Genomic DNA, 16,462 nt, shown 5'->3' with positions numbered 1-16,462 from the left:
ACCGGCGCAGACCGTCGACTCCGGCCGATATTGCTGTCCGCACGAGTACCCCTGACTGTCAGTGTGCCGTGGAAGTATGACCTCCCGGTGGCGTGCTGCCCAACGAGCGGGGGGCGGACCGGCGGGTCCCGGGTGCCCCCTCCCGGTCGCGGAGCGGCAGATACCGCCATACGCTCACAAATGTGACGCCGCGTGTCAGTCGCACCGGACCCCGCACAGCCGTCCGGGCCGTCCGGGCCCTGGTGGCCGTGCTGCTCGCCACGTGCTGGGCCGCGCTGCCCGGCGCGGGCACCGCGCGGGCGGAGGACCCGGTGACGCTCTCCGCGAGCGGGTGGATCACCGACCGGGCGCGGGCGCTGGGCGCCCGCGAGCCCGGGGTGGCGGCCGCGCTCGACCGCCTCCACGAGGACCGCGGGGTCCAGCTCTTCGCGGTGTACGTGGGCGACTTCTCCGGCCGTACCTCCCAGGACTGGGCCGACACCACCGCGCAGCAGAACTCCCTCGGCCGCGACGACGTCCTGCTGGCCGTCGCGACCGGCACCCGCCAGTACGCGTACTCCGTCGACCAGGACTTCCGGCTCAGCGACCAGGTGCTCGGCGAGGTCGCCCGCGAGTCGGTGGAGCCGGCGCTGCGGCGCGGCGACTGGGCCGGGACGGCGGTGGGCGCCGCCGAGGGGCTGGACACCGCCCTGGCCGGGCCGGGCCGGCGCGACGGCTCCACCGTGGCCGGTGACTACGTACTGCCCGTCGCCGTCCTCGCCGCGGCGGGCCTGGTCGCCGCCTACGCGTACGCGCGCCGCAGGCGGCGGGCCGCGACCCGGACGACACCGGCGAGCACCCATGGCGCGGGCGCCCGGGAGTGGGAGCCGGACACGGCCCCGCCGGACCTCGCCGTCCTGGAGGCCGAGGCGGACCGGACCCTGGTCGCCACCGATGACGCCATACGATCGAGTGACGAGGAACTGGGTTTCGCGCTCGCGCAGTTGGGGGACGCGGCGACCCGGCCCTTCGCCGGGGCCCTCACGTACGCCCGGTCCGAACTGGCCACCGCGTTCCGGCTGCGCCAGCAGCTCGACGACGACCCGCCCCCGCGGGGGCTCGCCCTCCCGGAGGGGCCCGCCCCGCCCGACGAGCCGGAGCGGCCCGAGGAGGGCGGCGCGGCGCGGCGCCGGATGCTGCGGGAGATCGTCGCGCGGTGCGCGGCGGCCGGCCGCCGCCTGGACGCCGAGGCGGAGACCCTCGACGCGCTGCGCGCGCTGGAGCGGGACCCCTCACCGGCGCTCGAAGGCGCCGAGACGGCCTTCCGTACGCTCACCGGCCGCACGGCCGCCGCGGACTCGGCCCTGACCGCGCTGCGCCAGAGGTACGCGCCGGGGGCGACCGCGCCCGTCGAAAGCCACGTCGAGGAGGCCAAGGAGCACCTGGTGGCGGCCACGGCCTCCCTCAACGCCGCCCGCCAGGCGCTCGACGCGCAGGACCCGGGTGAGGCGGCGGCGCGGGTGCGCGCCGCCGAGAGCGCCGTCGCCCTGGTGACCGCGCTGGTGGACGGGGTCGACCGGCGCGCCGGTGAACTCGCGGAGGCCGAGGAACGGTTGCCCGCGGGGCTCGCCGGCGCGCGGGCGGCGGTGACGGCGGCCCGGCAGGTGAGCGCCCCCGCCGAGCGGTCCGGGGCCGCCGATCCCCACGGCCTGCCCGCACGGATCGCCCGGGCCGAGGCGGTGCTCATCGGTGTGGGACGCGCGCGGGCGGCCGGCCCTTACGACCCGCTCGACGCACTGCGCCGGGTCGTCCTGGCGGAGGCCGCTCTGGGCGAGGCCCTGACGGCTCTGGGTGTACGGGAGCGCGAGGGCGGCGTGGAGCACGCCCGCGCGCTCCTGGACCGGGCGACGTTCGCGGCCCGGGCGGCCGTCGCCGCGGCCGAGGACCGCGTCACCGCCCACCGGGACGCGGTCGGCTGCGCCGCCCGCACCCGCCTGTCGGAGGCCCGCCGCCACCTCGCCCGGGCCGCCGGGGCGGCCGTACCGGACGCGGACGGCGCCCTCGCCGAGGTGCTGCGGGCGGACGCCCTGGCGCGGCGGGCACGCGCCCTCGCGGACACGGACGTACGCGTCGAGGAGGACGCACCGAGGACGTTCGGCGGGAACGACCACGGGGCGCACGGCAACCCTTCGGACCACGGGAACGCTTCGGGGCAAGGGAACGCTTCTGGGCAAGGAGAAGAGCCATGAGCGACAGGCAGTCGGTACTGGGCCGGGTCGGCCGGCTGGCGCAGGCCCACGTCAACGCGCTCCTCGACCAGGCCGAGGACCCGCGGAAGATGCTGGACGAGCTGGTCCGGGAGTACACCGGCACCATCGCGGAGGCGGAGGAGGCCCTCGCCTCGGCGCTGCGCGAGCTGCGGCTGCTGGAGGGCGACCGGGGCGAGGATCTGGCCGTCGCCCGGGAGTGGGGCGGCCAGGCGGTCACCGCCAGCAGGAGGGCCGACGGGCTGCGCGCGAACGGTTCGGCCCAGGAGGCCGACCGCTTCGATCACCTCGCCAAGGTCGCGCTGGGCAGGCAGGTGCGGGCGGAGAACGAGGCGCGGGCGGCGGAACCGGTGATCGCCACGCAGACGGAGGTGGTGGACCGGCTCAGGTCGGGCCTGTCCCGGATGAAGTCCCAGCTGGACGTCCTGCGGGCGGAGGAGCGCGAGGTGGCGGACGGGGCCGCCCCGGCGGGCGGGCCGGGCCGGATGCCGGACGGTCTGGGCAGCGTCGACCTGTTCGACCCGGCGTACGAGATACGCCGCTTCGAGGACAAGCTGCGGCGCGAGGAGGCGCGAACGGGGGACGCGGGCCGGTTCGCCGCCTCGACGCTGGACGCCCAGTTCGAGCAGTTGGACGCACCGGGCGAGACAGCGGAGGTGGAGGCGCGGCTGGCGGCACTGAAGGCGACGACGTAGGGGGCGGGCACCGCCCCCGGCCGAACGGCTTCCCCGGAGCCGGGCCTTTCCCCGGACCGCCCCGCGCCCCCTGCTCAGTACATGCTGAGCAACTGCTCCTCCGTGAGTTCCGCGACCGGGGTGGACTCGCCGTCGGGGAGGGCGAGTTCGAACCAGACCGTCTTGCCGCGCGGGGTGCGGCGCGAGCCCCACGCCGCGCTCAGCAGCCCGACGAGCTGGAGCCCCCGGCCGCCCTCGTCGGTGTCCCGGGCCCGCCGCCGTCTCGGCTGGACGAGACCCGCGTCCCACACCTCGCAGACGAGCGTACGGTCGCGCAGCAGCCGCAGCCGCACCTCGCCCTCGCCGTACCGCAGGGCGTTGGTGACGAGTTCGCTGACCAGCAGTTCGGTGGTGTCGACGAGGTCGTCGAGGTCCCAGGCGAGCAGCTGGGTGCGGGCGAGCTCGCGGGCGCGGCCCACCGAGCGCGGCGAGCGCGGCAGCCGCCAGTCGCCGACGGCGTCCGTGGGCAGGCCCTGGATCCGGGCCATGAGCAGGGCGATGTCGTCCTCGCCGTGGCGGGTGTCGAGGGTGTTGAGGACCTGGTCGCAGACGTCCTCCAGGCCCGCGACCGGGTCGCTGATGGCCTTGCGGAAGGCCCGCAGGCCCTCGTCCAGGGGGTGGTCGCGGGACTCCACGAGACCGTCGGTGTAGAGCGCGAGCAGGGTCCCCTCGGGAAGGTCGACCTCGATCTCCTCGAACGGCTCGCCGCCCACGCCCAGCGGCAGCCCGGGCGGCATGTCCAGGAACAGCGCGGGCTCGCCGGGCTCGACCAGGACCGGCGGCAGATGGCCCGCGTTGGCGATGGAGCAGCGGCGCGTCACCGGGTCGTAGACGGCGTACACACAGGTCGCCAGGTAGACCTCGGAGAGGTCGGCCTCGCGGGACTTGTGGGCGGAGCGGGAGCCGGGGCGCCCGCGCCGGTTGCCCGCGCCCGCGCGGTCGGGGCCGCCGGGGTCGCCCAGGCCCCGGGCGATCTCGTCGAGGTGCGAGAGCACTTCGGCGGGCTCCAGGTCGAGCATGGCCAGGGTCCGTACGGCGGTGCGCAGTTCGCCCATGGCGACGGCGGCCCGCAGACCGCGGCCCATCACGTCGCCGACGACCAGGGCGGTGCGGTGTCCGGGGAGCTCGATGACGTCGAACCAGTCGCCGCCGACCTCGGTGGCGGCGTTGCCCGGCAGATAGCGGCAGGCGATGTCGAGCCCGGCGGCCTCGGGGTCGCCGGGCGGGAGGAGGGAGCGCTGGAGTATCAGCGCGCGTTCGTGCTCCCTCCGGTACAGGCGGGCGTTGTCGATGCAGACGGCGGCGCGGGAGGCGAGTTCGGTGGCGAGGGCGCGGTCGCGTTCGCCGAAGGGCTCGCTGCCCTTGGCGCGGGAGAACTGGACCAGGCCGACGACGGTGTCGTGGGCGACCATCGGCACGGCGAGCGTGGTGTGCACCAGGCTGCCCTCGCCGCCCGGTACGGCGCGCAGCCGCCCGGTGCGCAGGGCGTCGGCGCAGGGCGAGTGGAAGGGGTAGCGGTGGACGTCCCCGACGGAGACGGTCGCGGCCGGGGCGGTGCCGCCGGTGAGGGTGGGCGGCGCGTCGGAGACGGCGCTGGCGAAGGCGACCCGGCGCAGCTCGGCCTTGCCGTCGACCCGGTTCTGGATGGCGTCGTCCCCGGCGAGCAGCGCCTGGTAGAGGTCGACGGAGGCCAGGTCGCAGAAGCCGGGGACGGCGACGTCGAGGAGTTCGCGGGCGGTGGTCTCCAGGTCGAGGGAGTTGCCGATGCGGTTGCCCGCCTCGTTGAGGAGGGCGAGGTTGCGGCGGGCGTCGGCGGCCTCGCGGGCGGCGTTGTGGCGGCGGGTCACGTCGATGCCGAGGCTGGCGACGCCGATGGGGCGGCCGGTCCCGCTGTGCACCCGGTAGAGGTTGATCGACCAGTGCCGGCGGGCCGGGTCGCCGGGCGCGGTGCCGACGAGCTGGAGGTCGGTGACGGCCTCCCCGGTGTCGAGGACGCGCCGCAGGGCGGCGGCCATCCGGTCGGCCTCGGCGCGGCCCAGGTAGTCGTGGACGGTCCGGCCGCGGTGCTCGTCCGGTTCGCCGCCGAAGACGGTGGCGAAGCGCCTGTTGGCCCGCAGGACGGTGAGGTCCGTGTCGAACAGCAGGAAGCCGAAGGGAGATTGACCGAAAATGGCCTGCGAGGCGGCGAGGTCGGTCTCTATCCCGCGCAGCGCCCGGACGTCGACGACGATGCAGAGCGCGCCGCGCTTCCCGGCCGCCGTCTCACTGGGCATCACATACAGCTCGGCGAGCCCGTGCCGCCCCTGGCCCTCGGGCGTACGGAAGGGGACCAGGCCGGTCCACTCGCGCCCGTCCAGGATCTCGGCGACCCGGCGGTGGCCCGTGGTGCGCAGCTCGGGGGGCATGAAGGCGTCGACCGGGTCGAGTCCGACGACCTCGCGGGCGGACAGCCCGAACTGTTCCTCGGCCCGTCGGCTCCACTGCTCGACCAGCCCGTCGGGCCCGATCGAGAACGAGGCGACCCTGATGTAGTCATAGATCGAGCCAGGCGGGCTGCTCTGCCACACGACGCCGCCCGCCGTCCCAGGTATCTCGCTCACGCGACCGTCCCCTCCAGCTCACCGCACCGGACCGGCCTTGACCGCAGTATTCAGTACTACGGCCGCCACCGACACGGCGTTCACGATCACATCCCGGTCTCGTTCTTTTCCGGCCGCACTCGGGCGCCGTCTTCCGGGCAGGGGTGATCGTTCGTCCCTCCCTCCTTCTAACCCGGCAGGGCCAGCTCGAACCACACGGTCTTGCCCGTCCTGCCGCGCCGGGTCCCCCAGCGCCGTGCGGAACAGGCCACCAACTGAAGGCCCCGGCCCCCTTCGTCGTCGGGTCCGGCGTCCCGCTCGACGGGCTCCTCGGGCAGCGGGTCGGAGACCTCCACCAGCAGGGCGCCGGGCTCCAGCCGGACCATCCGTACGCCGATGGGGCCCGAGGCGTACCGCAGGGAATTGGTCACGAGTTCGCTGACCAGCAGCACCGCCACATCGCTGACGGCCGCGTCCAGCTCCCAGCCGCGCAGGGTGTCCCGGACGGCGTGTCGCGCGGTGCGCACGGCGTTGGCCTCCGCCGGAAAAGTCCATTCGGCGCAGCCGCCGGATGTGTCGATCACGCCGCTCTCACCCGCATCCGACTCTTCGGGGGGTTTGGAAGGATTAATAGCCACATACCCGATATTTAGGTCCAGCTATCCCCTGGTGGGGCGCATGGTGGCACGAACGGCGTAGGGACCCGGGGGGAGGGAGGGGCGTTCAGCGACCCGGCGCGCCCTCGTGCGCCGCCCGGACGCCCCCCGCGAGCAGGCGCGCCGCCTCCGCCACCGCCGGGCGGTCCTGGGGCAGCCAGTCGACCTGGTCGGTCTCGTCGGGGCCGAGCCAGCGCAGCTCGTCGTGGTCCTCCAGCGGCAGGGGCTCGCCGGACACCAGCCGGGCGGTCCACACCCGCAGGACGAGCCCGGGCTTCAGCGGCCACTCCCCCGCGATGCGCTCCAGCGGCTCGGCCTCCACGCCCAGTTCCTCGCGCAGCTCGCGCACCAGGGCGTCCTCGGGGCGCTCGCCCGGCTCCACCTTGCCGCCGGGCAGCTCCCAGCGGCCGGCCAGCTCGGGCGGGGCACTTCGGCGCGCGGCGAGCAGCCTGCCGCGGTCGAGAAGGGCTCCGGCCACCACCACACGAACGTCCATGCGCCGGAGCGTAACCCGCGCCGGGCGGAGTCCGGTCCTGCGGGCCGTCGCCCGGCCCGCCTCCCCGTCCGCCCCCGCGGGGCGTCCCGCTACTGCGCCGGCTGGGCGATCCGCTCGACCCAGTAGAGCCGGCGGTGTCCCAGGTCGTCGAGGCTGTCGACGATCTTCTGGGCCTCGGCCCGGGTGGCGTACCGTCCGACGCGGTAGCGGTTGCCGTTGTCGTCCTGCCGTATGACCTGCCAGGAAAGCACCACGCCACCGTCGTTCATCGCGCCCCTCCCGCTGTCGGCGTGCAGGTCGGTGAAGATCCCCAGGAAACCGCATTCCGCATATGCCCGAGCCTACGCCTGACCTTCACTCAGCGGATCCGTGTTCTCACGAAGAGATACGGATCCGGCCACAGCGGGACAGAGCGACGGGGGCGCACTCCTCGGAGTGCGCCCCCGTGAGGGAAGTTGACGCCGGATCAGCCCTCGGGGGACACCGCAGGTTCACGCCCGGGAGGCGGCCACCCGCCTCACCGGTGGGCGGGAGGGGGCCACTTCACGGGCAGGTGGGAGGGGGTGGGGCCGCCGGGAAGGCGGCCATTCACCGGCAGGGGTAGAGGGGATGGGGGGCCGCTACCAGGGCGGCCATTTCACCGGCAGGCGAGTGCGCGGGCGAGAGGGGTGGGCGGGGCCGCTGCCAGGGTGGTCACTTCACCGGCAGGTGGTAGGCGATCCGGTAGCGGTCGGCGGGGACCACGACGTCGGCCGTCTCCACCGCGCGGCCCGACGCGTAGTACGTCCGCTCGATGACGATCACCACATGGCCCGGGACCCCGCCGAGCGCCATGAGCTCCTCCGCCAGCCCCGGGCGCGCGCCGACCTCCTCCACGACGTTGTCCACCACCACGTCGATCGCGGCCATCCGCTCCACCACCCCGCATCCGCCGAGCGGGCCCTCCTCGGGCAGCATCACCGGGGTGCGGCCGGTCACCGCGAGCGGCTCCCAGGACGTGGAGAGCATCATCTGCTCGCCCGCGTCCCGGTACACGTACCGGGTGCGCATCACCCGGTCGCCGGGGAGGATGCCGAGCCGCTCGGCGATCTCGGGGGACGCGTCCTCCTGCTCGCTGTTCGACTCCCAGGTGCCCCGGGTGCCGTCCTCGGCCTGCTCCTGGCGGAACGGGCTGGCCCCCTTCGCCGGGCGGAACCCGGAGCGGGCCACCCGGCGCGGGACGGGGCGCTCCTTCACGTACGTACCCGACCCCGAGCGGCCCTCGACCAGGCCCTCGGCCATCAGGACCTTGCGGGCCTCCAGGGCGACCGTGTCGGAGACGCCGTACTCCTCGCGGATACGCGCCTGTGAGGGGAGGCGGGTATGCGGCGGCAGCGACCCGCTGACGATCTTCTGCCGGAGATCGCTGGCTACGCGCAGATAAGCCGGCTGCTCACCGAAAGTCACTGGCCACTCCCATCAGGTTGACAGACTGCAACAGCGTGGCAACCGTGGGTTGTGCGCGGCAAGCCATGGCCAGACATTCACCCGAAGTGATGATCTTGCCCGTGCCCAGCGGATACCGCGAGTAGGGCTACCCCTCTCAGACCGCCTTGGAACCGCCACTTCCGTTTCCGGTCCCGCGCCCGGTTCCCGGCCCGTCCTCCGTACCGCCGCTGTCGGTACCGTCCGTACCGCCGTCGGCGCCGCCCCTGCCGCCGCCGTCGCTGCCGCCGGAGCCGGTGTCGGGCGGGGTGGTCGCCAGACGCAGGGCTCGGCGGGCGGCGATTTCGGTGGCCTGGCGCAGGGCGCCGTCCGCGGCGACGGAGTGCGTGGAGAAGGCGTCGGCGTCGGCGGCCCGGGCCGCCTTCGCCCACTCCGCGCCCGCCGCCTCCATCTCCTTGGCACGAGCGCTGACCTGCGCGTTCGCGGTGGCCGGCCAGCTGCGCCCGCGCAGCCGGACGCTCTCCTGCACCAGCACCTGCGAGACCCGCCCGGCCCACTCCTTGAAGGCGGGCAGATCGTCCTCGACCCGGTCCTGGTCGGGGCCGGCGGCCAGCACCCGGTCATAGGCGTTGGAGGAGCGCAGATAGGTCACCTGGTCGGCGTCGAGCCGGCGGACGTCGTTGCGCACCGAGCCCTTGAGCTTGCCGCTGGTGGTGGCGAAGGAGCAGGTGACGGTGCGGTCCCCGAGCCGCCAGCTGCGGCTGCTCGGCGTGTAGTAGTACGACTCGGCCTCCACCGGCAGCGCCCAGCTGTCCAGCGCGTACTCCTGCTCGACGTACCAGCATCTGCGGTCGGCGAGCGCGGTGACCTCCTTGTCACCCGGGAAGGAGGTGCCCTCCACCTTGAAGGAGCCGGAGACCTCTCCGTCGTGCGGCTCGGCGCAGGACACGACCGCCACGTCGACGATCTCGGCCTCCAGCTCGCCGCCGGGGACGTTGAAGCAGTCGCCCTTGCGCAGGTCCATGGTGCTGCGGGTGCTTCTGGCGTCGTCGATGCCGTCGCGCACCCCGTCCCAGAAGGCGCTCAGCGCGCCGGTCGCCACGAGGACGACGGCCAGCAGGGTACTGACCGAGGACAGCACCACACCGGTGATCGCCATGCCCTTGCCGCGCTGCCCCTTCTTCCGGATCCGCCCCAGGGCGAGCACGCCCAGGACGAGCCCGAGCGGCGGCACACAGCAGAGGATGCCGGTGACCAGCGAGGCGATGGCCAGACCGCTGGTGGCGACGGGTTCCGGGAACGGCTGCGGATACGGGTACCAGGGCTGCTGCGGCCCGGGGTGGGGCGGCGGCCAGCCGGGGCCGTGGCCCTGGCCCGGCTGCGCAGGCGGCTCGGGCGCGGGCGGCGGCGGTATGTCCACGGGTGGGGCTCCTCGTCGAGGTCAGGCGAACTGCTGCGCGAATCGTACGTGGGGGACGGGAGGGGTGGCCGCGCGGCGGACCCCCGGCCTCCGCCGCAGCGCGCGGCACCGGCCACAACGACCTGACGGGCCGTCACCTCCGACGCTCTAGGGTCGCTGTATGACACACACGAACAGCCGGTATCCCGCCCCTTCCGCCACTTCCGCCCCTTCCGCAGCGGACGGGAGGGCGGACGCGACGGTGGCGTACCGCTGCCCGCAGGACGGCACCCGGGCGCCGGTCGAGGCCGCCGCCCCCTGGTGCTGCCCGGTGTGCGCGGGCCCGTGGGACCTGGATTTCACCACCGGGGCAGTGCCCCGCGAGGCCCTGGCCGGCCGGGTGAACTCACTCTGGCGGTACGCGGAGGCCCTCCCGCTCGACGGCCCGCCGCCGGTCACCCTGGGCGAGGGACGGACCCCGCTGACGCCCCTGACCGGCACGGTCTCGGCGAAACTGGACTTCCTGATGCCGACGCTGTCCTTCAAGGACCGGGGCGCGGTCGTCCTCGCCGAGCTGGCCCGGCGCCTCGCCCCCGAGCGCGTGATCGCCGACAGCAGCGGCAACGCGGGGACGTCCTTCGCCGCGTACCTGGCCCGGGCCGGACTGCCGACCACGGTGTACGTGCCGGAGGCCACCTCCCCGAAGAAGGTCGAGCAGATCGCGGCGCACGGGGCCCGGGTCGAGCGCGTCCCCGGTGACCGCGAGGCCACGGCGCGCGCTGCCCGGGAGGCGGCCGACACCCCCGGCACGTTCTACGCCTCCCACGTCTTCAACCCGTACTTCCTGCACGGCACCAAGACGTACGTCTACGAGCTGTGGGAGGACCTCGGCGGCCGCCTCCCCGCCTCGCTGGTGGTGCCGGTCGGCAACGGCACACTGCTGCTGGGCGCCGCCCTGGCCGCGGCGGAGCTGTACGCGCACGGCCTGATCCCCGAACGCCCCGCCCTGATCGCGGTCCAGGCGGAGGCGGTGTCACCGCTGGCGACGGCGTTCCGAGCGGGCGCGGACGAGCCGACTCCGACGGCGGCGGCCAACACCCTGGCGGAGGGAATCGCGATCCCCCGCCCGCCCCGGGGCCGCCAGATCCTACGAGCGGTACGCGCCTCGGGCGGCACGTTCCTGACGGTGACGGAAACCCAGATCGCCACGGCCCAACGCGACCTGGCAGCCCGCGGCCTGTACGTGGAGTCGACCGGGGTGGCGTGCTGGGCGGCGGTCAGCGCGAGCCCGGAGGTCCTGGGGGCCGGGGACGCGGTGGTGCCGTTGTGCGGGGCGGGGTTGAAGACGGGGGTGGGGGTGGTGGGGTAGGGAGGGTGGGGCAGGGGTTACGGGTTTGCCGCGCCCGGGGCGGCCGCCACACGTACGACCCGCCGGGGAGGCACCCCACCGTCCTGCCGCAGATCCCGGAGCATCGGCTCGGCGTCGCGGGTGGCGCGTAGGGTCTCCGGGTCCAGATCGGCCCAGACGATCTCCTCGGCGTGGGGCCCGGCCTCGGCGACGAGCCGCCCGTCGGGCCCCCACACCGCGCTGCTCCCACAGGTGTCCCACTCCCCCGTCCGCCCGACGTGATTGGCGAGCACCGCGTACACGGTGTTGTCGAGAGCCCGCGCGGGAAACCACACCCGCGACTCGTGGTACCCGTTCCCCGCCCCGAACAGCGCGCCCACCACGTACGCGTGGCAGCCGTCCAGCGCCGCCGCGCGCGCGTGCTCGGGGAACCCGGAGTCGTAACAGACCCCGAGCCCGAGCCGCCACCCGTCGACGTCGAGGGCGAGACCGGCGGAGCCGGGCCGGTAAAGAGCACGCTCGGCCTTGAAAAGGTGCTGCTTGTCATACCGCGCGAGGACTCCGGACCCGTCGACGACGAGGGCGGAGACGTACAGCTCCCCGCCGTCGTACACGGCGGCCCCCACGACGGCGACGACCCCACTGTCCCGACAGGCGTCGACGACCACACCGAGCCGCGAGTCCTCGGGCCAACTGACGGCACACCGCCGTGGGTCGCTGCGAATGAGCTCCGGCTCATACCCACTGAGAAACTTCTCCGCGAACACCACAACCCTGGCCCCACCGTCCCCGGCCGCCCGGACAACCCGGGCGACGGCGGCCGCGTTGGCGACGATGTCACCGGGGGCGACGGGGGTCTGGGCGGTGGCTATGCGGAGGGGGTTTGGGGGGAGGGGGACGGGGGTGGCGGTCGTGGTCACGGGGGAATTCGATCACGGCGGTGCATCCCGTCGTCCCCACGTCCGAACGATGCGACGCCACACGTCTCAACTCCTTGGTCACAGAGCCCACTCGTGAGCTAGCGTTGTTCCGCACCGCGTGTCCTCCCGGAGGATGTACGCGACGCGACCTGCGAAGTCGTAGGCCTTTCGGTTCGGTGACACGAACCCATGGTGCGCTCCCGGCGGGAGTCATCCGGCAACCGTCACCGGTCACAACCGAAGGGGACGCATTCGTATGGCTGCAGTCGAGTACACGCCCAAGCGCCGCAACTGGGTCCGTGACGTCCTGGTGGGCATCACGGCGAGCTTCGGTTCGAACCTGATGTGGGCGCTGGCGCAGGCCGTGGTGCACCGCCTCGGCTGAGCCCTGGCGGCGGGCGGGCCTCCGGGGGCCCGCCTCACCCCGCCGCGGCGCGCGTTAACCTACGGACTGTCATTGCGGCCCGACGGGCTTCCGCTCTCCCCCGGGGGAGTCACGAAGGACATGCCCCCACCCGCACGAGTCATCTCGTGCCTGGGGAACCTTCGTGCTCCTGCAACTGTCCGCGGCCGAACTCGGTCGACTCATCGTGGCCCGGGCCGGATCGACACTCCTCCCGCTCGCCGAGCTGCTGATCGACGAGCACGTCCGGATCAAGGGCGGAGAGCCCGGTAAGGGCGATGTGGCCGCCTGGAACAACAGCGTCCCGGTGGTGGTCGAGGCTCTGCTGGACCGCGGTCTAGAGGCCGTTGAGGTACAGGTCGAGGTGGACCTGCCGCACACCAACTCCGCGGTGGACCTGGTGCTGTGCGGCGAGTATCCCGGCACCGGGACGGACTCCTACCTCGCGGTCGAGCTGAAGCAGGTGCGGCACGCCACGGTGGACCCCCGCTGCCCGATCGCCGTCGACCTCGGCTTCGGCGACCGGAAGAACAAACTGCATCCGGTACGGCAGGTCCAGCGCTACTGCGAGTACATGATGCGCTATCTGCCCCATCTGCGGCAGGACCCGGACCAGTTGATGGGCGTGGTGCTGCTCCACAACGCACGTGACGCCGGTGTGGAGGCGCTGTTCAATCTGCCGGAGACCGACCACGGGTTCCTCTACACCCTCGACGACATGGACCGGTTCCGCAGAGTCCTCACCTCGAGGTTCACGACCGCGTCCGGGAAACGGGCCGCCGAGGCACTCCAGCGGGCGCGCCGCGACCCCCTGCTCAAGGTCACCGACGTGGCCCGTCAGCGGTCCGTCGTCGGCGGCGGCCTCACCCTCCTCGACGAGCAGTACGTCGCGGTCGACCGGATCACCCGGCACCTGGAGAAGACAGCACGGTTCACCGACTCGGGCGCGGACCTGTTCTACGAACCCGACACCGATCACGGAACCGCTCCGGACCAGGGCGCCAAACGCGTCTACATCCTGCGGGGCGGACCCGGCAGCGGGAAGAGCGCCGTGGCCCTGGAGTTGCAGCGAGCGCTCGGACTCAAGGGCCGCGAGGCCGTTCTGGCCAGCGGCTCCCACGCGTACACGGAGACGTTGCGAGAGATCATGCTCGGTACGGCACGCTCCGGGCGGCTGGCGGACAAGCGCCGCGCGGCCAACCGGCTGTACCGGTACTTCAACAGCTTCAGCGAGACACCGCCGGACAGCATCGACGTCCTCATCTGTGACGAGGCGCACCGCATGCGGCGCAGTTCGACCCACCGCTGGACGCCGAAGGAACTGCGCGACGACAACCGCCCGCAGGCGACGGAGGTGATCCGGGCGGCCAAGGTGCCGATCTTCCTACTCGACGACCATCAGTCGATCCGTCCCGACGAGGTGGGCACCGCCGACTACCTCAGGAAGCTCGCCGAGGACGACGGCTGCCTGGTCGAGGTGACGGATCTGGAGGGGACCTTCCGGGCGGGCGGCAGCAAGCGATACCAGCACTGGGTCCGGCGGTTGCTGGGCCTGGACAGTACCGATCCGGCGCCCTGGAGACCGGACGGACGGATGACGCTCACGGTCGCCGACTCCCCCGAGCAACTGGAGCAGTTCATCCAGGAGCGTGGCCTCGCGGGAGCCACCGCGCGTATCACCGCCGGCTTCTGCTGGCCGTGGAGCAATCCGGACGGGGAACGGCTCGTCGACGACGTGCACATCGGGGACTGGCGCCGACCGTGGAACGTGAAGCCGGAACACCGGGTTCCGGACGCACCCCGGTCCGACCTGTGGTCGACCGACCGACGTGGCATCGGGCAGATCGGCTGCGTCTACACGGCGCAGACCTTCGAGTACGACTGGAACGGCGTCATCATCGGCCCCGACCTGCTCTTCCGCGACGGCAGGTTCACCGTGGACCGGACGGCGTCGCACGACCCCGCCTTCCGCGGCCAAGTCGACGACGCGACCGTCGAACGGTGTGTCCGCAACGCCTACCACGTGCTCCTCACCCGCGGCGTCGTCGGCACCGTGGTCTACGCGACGGACCCGGCGACCCACAACGAACTGCGCAGGCTCATCGCGGGCACGATCGGCATGCAGCACTATGACGGCGCCCAGGCGCAGCTCACCGCCGAGGGATCGCAACTGCCACCCGCCTACGGCAGACGTCACGGGTAACCTTGATCCCATCGTAGCTGCGGCCCGCCGGGCTTCCGCTCCGCCCGGCGGAGTCACCGAGGACATGCCCCCACCCGCACGAGTTCCTTCGTGCTGCCTGGGGGCATTCCTTGCTGTTCCGCGACTCCGCCGCCGCGGTCGCCGCCGAGTGCCTCTCCGGTGCTCTCTTCTTCCGTCTGACGGAGCAGTTCGTGCACGTGCACGGCCACAAGCCGGGTCCGTCCGAGGTCCGCTCGTGGGAGCGGAGCATTCCCGTCCTGGCGAACGCGCTCAACGACGCGGGACTCGGACAGGTCGAGATGCTGCTGGAGTACGGGCTGCCGCTGAACAGCAAGCGGGCCGACGCCGTGCTCGCCGGGGTGCACCCCAAGACCGGTGTGCCGTCGTACGTCGTGGTGGAGCTGAAGCAGTGGAGCAGCGCCGAGCCGGACGACGACGACCCGTCGCTGTGCCGCGTCGACGCGTACGCCCGGGCGGTGTTGAACCCCGTCAACCAGGTGCGCGGTTACTGCGAGTACCTCATCTCCTTCAACAGAGTGCTGGCCGCACACCCGGAACGCGTCAGCGGCGCAGCGTATCTGCACAACGCCACCGAGTTCGGCGTCGGCGGGCTCTTCGAAGCCGAGCAGGACCAGCACGGCCGGCTCTTCATCGGTGCGCGCCGCGGGGAGTTCATCGACTACCTGCGGACGAGGCTGGGGGCCGGGTCCGGCGCGGGGGCCGCCGACGAGCTGATGAGCGGGAAGATCGGCCCGTCCAAGCAGTTGATGGCGGTGGCCGCCCAGGAGGTGCGCGAGCGGGAGCAGTTCGTGCTGCTGGACGAGCAGCAGATCGCCTACCGGGAGGTCCTCAACGCCGTTCGCCGTGCCAAGCGGGCCGACCACAAGGAAGTCGTGATCGTGACCGGCGGCCCCGGGACCGGCAAGAGCGTCATCGCGCTGTCGCTCCTCGGCGAGCTCTACCGGCAGGGCGTCAGCGCGCTCCACGCGACGGGCTCCAGCTCGTTCACGACCACCATGCGCAAGGTCGCGGGCGCCCGGAAGCGCGAGGTGAAGGAGCTCTTCAAGTACTTCAACAGCTTCATGACCGCCGAGCGCAACGCTCTGGACGTCCTGATCTGCGATGAGGCCCACCGTATACGCGAGACCTCGGCCAACCGCTACACCTCGGCGTCGAACCGCACCGGCAGACCGCAGATCGAGGAACTCATCGACGCGGCGCGCGTCCCGGTGTTCCTGTTGGACGAACACCAGGTCGTGCGGCCCGGCGAGATGGGTACGGTCGCGGAGATCGAGGCGGCCGCCGCGAAGAAGGGGATTCGGTGCCAGGTGGTACCCCTGGACAGCCAGTTCCGGTGCGGCGGCAGCGACGCCTATCTTCGGTGGGTGGTGCGGCTGCTCGGGCTCGAACCGGGCGGCCCCGTGATCTGGGAACCGGACGGAAAGATGCGGCTCCTGGTGGCGGACAGTCCGCAGGAGATGGAGGCCTTCCTCGACGAGCGACGCGCGCGGAAGTACAGCGCGCGCATGTCCGCCGGCTACTGCTGGAAGTGGACGAAGAAGGTGCTGCCCGGGCAGGCACTGCCGACCGACGTCGTGGTCGGGGACTGGGCGCGGCCCTGGAATGTCTTCGGCGACCGGGCCGTCGACGGCGCGCCGCCGGCCGCGCTGTGGGCGACCGATCCCGCGGGTTTCGGACAGGTGGGCTGCGTGTACACGGCCCAGGGCTTCGAGTACGACTGGAGCGGCGTCATCATCGGCCCCGACCTGGTGTGGCGCGGCGATCGCTGGATCACCGACCGCACGGCGTCCAAGGACCCCGTCTTCAAGAAGTCGACCCCGGACGCGGACGTGGACCGACTGATCCGCAACACGTACAAGGTCCTGCTGACCCGGGGAATGATCGGAACGGTGGTGTACTCGACCGACGCCGAGACACGCCAGAAACTGCGGGAGCTGGCGGGCGGGGTCTCGAGTCTGACATCCGTGTGACCCACGGCGGGCCGCGCTTCCCAGGCGTTGTCCAGGCACGAGACGCTCGGCGCACCTGTGCC

General features: G+C 73.0%; 13 protein-coding genes. 6 read left to right on the top strand and 7 right to left on the bottom strand.

The features are described 5' to 3' along the window. Positions 1 to 182: 182 nt before the first annotated feature. Positions 183 to 2,228, top strand: coding sequence for a TPM domain-containing protein (locus tag ABZ404_RS27495; protein WP_358991002.1), 2,046 nt, complete (start codon positions 183 to 185; stop codon positions 2,226 to 2,228). Then, positions 2,225 to 2,941, top strand: a complete 717-nt coding sequence (locus tag ABZ404_RS27490) for a PspA/IM30 family protein (protein WP_358832549.1) — start codon at positions 2,225 to 2,227, stop codon at positions 2,939 to 2,941. Before ABZ404_RS27495 ends, ABZ404_RS27490 begins: the two co-directional genes overlap by 4 nt. A 74-nt stretch (positions 2,942 to 3,015) precedes the next feature. Here the strand turns inward: ABZ404_RS27490 and ABZ404_RS27485 are convergent, their stop codons facing one another. From ABZ404_RS27485 to ABZ404_RS27460, 6 genes are all read right to left on the bottom strand, one after another. Then, positions 3,016 to 5,580, bottom strand: coding sequence for a SpoIIE family protein phosphatase (locus ABZ404_RS27485; RefSeq protein WP_358832548.1), 2,565 nt, complete (start codon positions 5,578 to 5,580; stop codon positions 3,016 to 3,018). Positions 5,581 to 5,747: 167 nt separating this feature from the next. Then, positions 5,748 to 6,143: an ATP-binding protein gene (locus ABZ404_RS27480; RefSeq protein ID WP_358832547.1), complete on the bottom strand. Its 396-nt coding sequence runs from the start codon at positions 6,141 to 6,143 to the stop codon at positions 5,748 to 5,750. 139 nt (positions 6,144 to 6,282) lie between these two features. Next, on the bottom strand, positions 6,283 to 6,711 hold the full coding sequence (locus tag ABZ404_RS27475) for a (deoxy)nucleoside triphosphate pyrophosphohydrolase (RefSeq protein ID WP_358832546.1): 429 nt from the start codon (positions 6,709 to 6,711) through the stop codon (positions 6,283 to 6,285). Between the two features lie 89 nt (positions 6,712 to 6,800). After that, entirely contained in the window at positions 6,801 to 6,980 is a 180-nt protein-coding gene (locus tag ABZ404_RS27470; RefSeq protein WP_358832545.1) for an SPOR domain-containing protein, read from the bottom strand. A 424-nt stretch (positions 6,981 to 7,404) separates the two neighbouring features. Beyond that, positions 7,405 to 8,157: a GntR family transcriptional regulator gene (locus ABZ404_RS27465; protein ID WP_358832544.1), complete on the bottom strand. Its 753-nt coding sequence runs from the start codon at positions 8,155 to 8,157 to the stop codon at positions 7,405 to 7,407. A 136-nt stretch (positions 8,158 to 8,293) separates the two neighbouring features. Then, positions 8,294 to 9,556: a DUF4190 domain-containing protein gene (locus tag ABZ404_RS27460; RefSeq protein ID WP_358832543.1), complete on the bottom strand. Its 1,263-nt coding sequence runs from the start codon at positions 9,554 to 9,556 to the stop codon at positions 8,294 to 8,296. Between the two features lie 160 nt (positions 9,557 to 9,716). On the opposite strand from ABZ404_RS27460, the gene ABZ404_RS27455 reads away from it, so the two are divergent. Then, entirely contained in the window at positions 9,717 to 10,904 is a 1,188-nt protein-coding gene (locus tag ABZ404_RS27455; protein WP_358832542.1) for a threonine synthase, read from the top strand. Positions 10,905 to 10,921: 17 nt separating this feature from the next. On the opposite strand, the gene ABZ404_RS27450 is transcribed toward ABZ404_RS27455, so the two are convergent. Next, complete coding sequence (locus tag ABZ404_RS27450; protein WP_358832541.1) at positions 10,922 to 11,803, bottom strand: carbon-nitrogen hydrolase family protein; 882 nt, start codon at positions 11,801 to 11,803, stop codon at positions 10,922 to 10,924. A gap of 256 nt (positions 11,804 to 12,059) precedes the next feature. Here ABZ404_RS27450 and ABZ404_RS27445 point away from each other — a divergent pair, with 256 nt between their 5' ends. From ABZ404_RS27445 to ABZ404_RS27435, 3 genes are all read left to right on the top strand, one after another. After that, positions 12,060 to 12,188, top strand: coding sequence for a DUF6408 family protein (locus tag ABZ404_RS27445; protein ID WP_358832540.1), 129 nt, complete (start codon positions 12,060 to 12,062; stop codon positions 12,186 to 12,188). Between the two features lie 163 nt (positions 12,189 to 12,351). Then, positions 12,352 to 14,409 (top strand): DUF2075 domain-containing protein, encoded by a 2,058-nt coding sequence (locus tag ABZ404_RS27440; protein ID WP_358832539.1) that lies wholly within the window; start codon positions 12,352 to 12,354, stop codon positions 14,407 to 14,409. A gap of 110 nt (positions 14,410 to 14,519) precedes the next feature. After that, the gene (locus tag ABZ404_RS27435) at positions 14,520 to 16,400 is read left to right on the top strand and encodes a DUF2075 domain-containing protein (RefSeq protein WP_358832538.1); all 1,881 of its coding nucleotides are present in this window, start codon (positions 14,520 to 14,522) and stop codon (positions 16,398 to 16,400) included. Positions 16,401 to 16,462 lie beyond the last annotated feature (62 nt).

The organism is Streptomyces sp. NPDC005878 (assembly GCF_040629815.1).
Classification (GTDB): domain Bacteria; phylum Actinomycetota; class Actinomycetes; order Streptomycetales; family Streptomycetaceae; genus Streptomyces.
The sequence above is the reverse complement of the archived record's forward strand: the minus strand, read 5'-3'. Positions and strand labels throughout refer to the sequence as shown.

Excerpts from the sequence above, each read along its gene's own strand:
- ABZ404_RS27445 (WP_358832540.1), top strand. The coding sequence starts at position 12,060 with ATGGCTGCAGTCGAGTACACGCCCAAGCGCCGCAACTGGGTCCGTGAC.
- ABZ404_RS27470 (WP_358832545.1), bottom strand. The coding sequence starts at position 6,980 with ATGAACGACGGTGGCGTGGTGCTTTCCTGGCAGGTCATACGGCAGGAC.
- ABZ404_RS27490 (WP_358832549.1), top strand. The coding sequence starts at position 2,225 with ATGAGCGACAGGCAGTCGGTACTGGGCCGGGTCGGCCGGCTGGCGCAG.
- ABZ404_RS27455 (WP_358832542.1), top strand. The coding sequence starts at position 9,717 with ATGACACACACGAACAGCCGGTATCCCGCCCCTTCCGCCACTTCCGCC.
- ABZ404_RS27475 (WP_358832546.1), bottom strand. The coding sequence starts at position 6,711 with ATGGACGTTCGTGTGGTGGTGGCCGGAGCCCTTCTCGACCGCGGCAGG.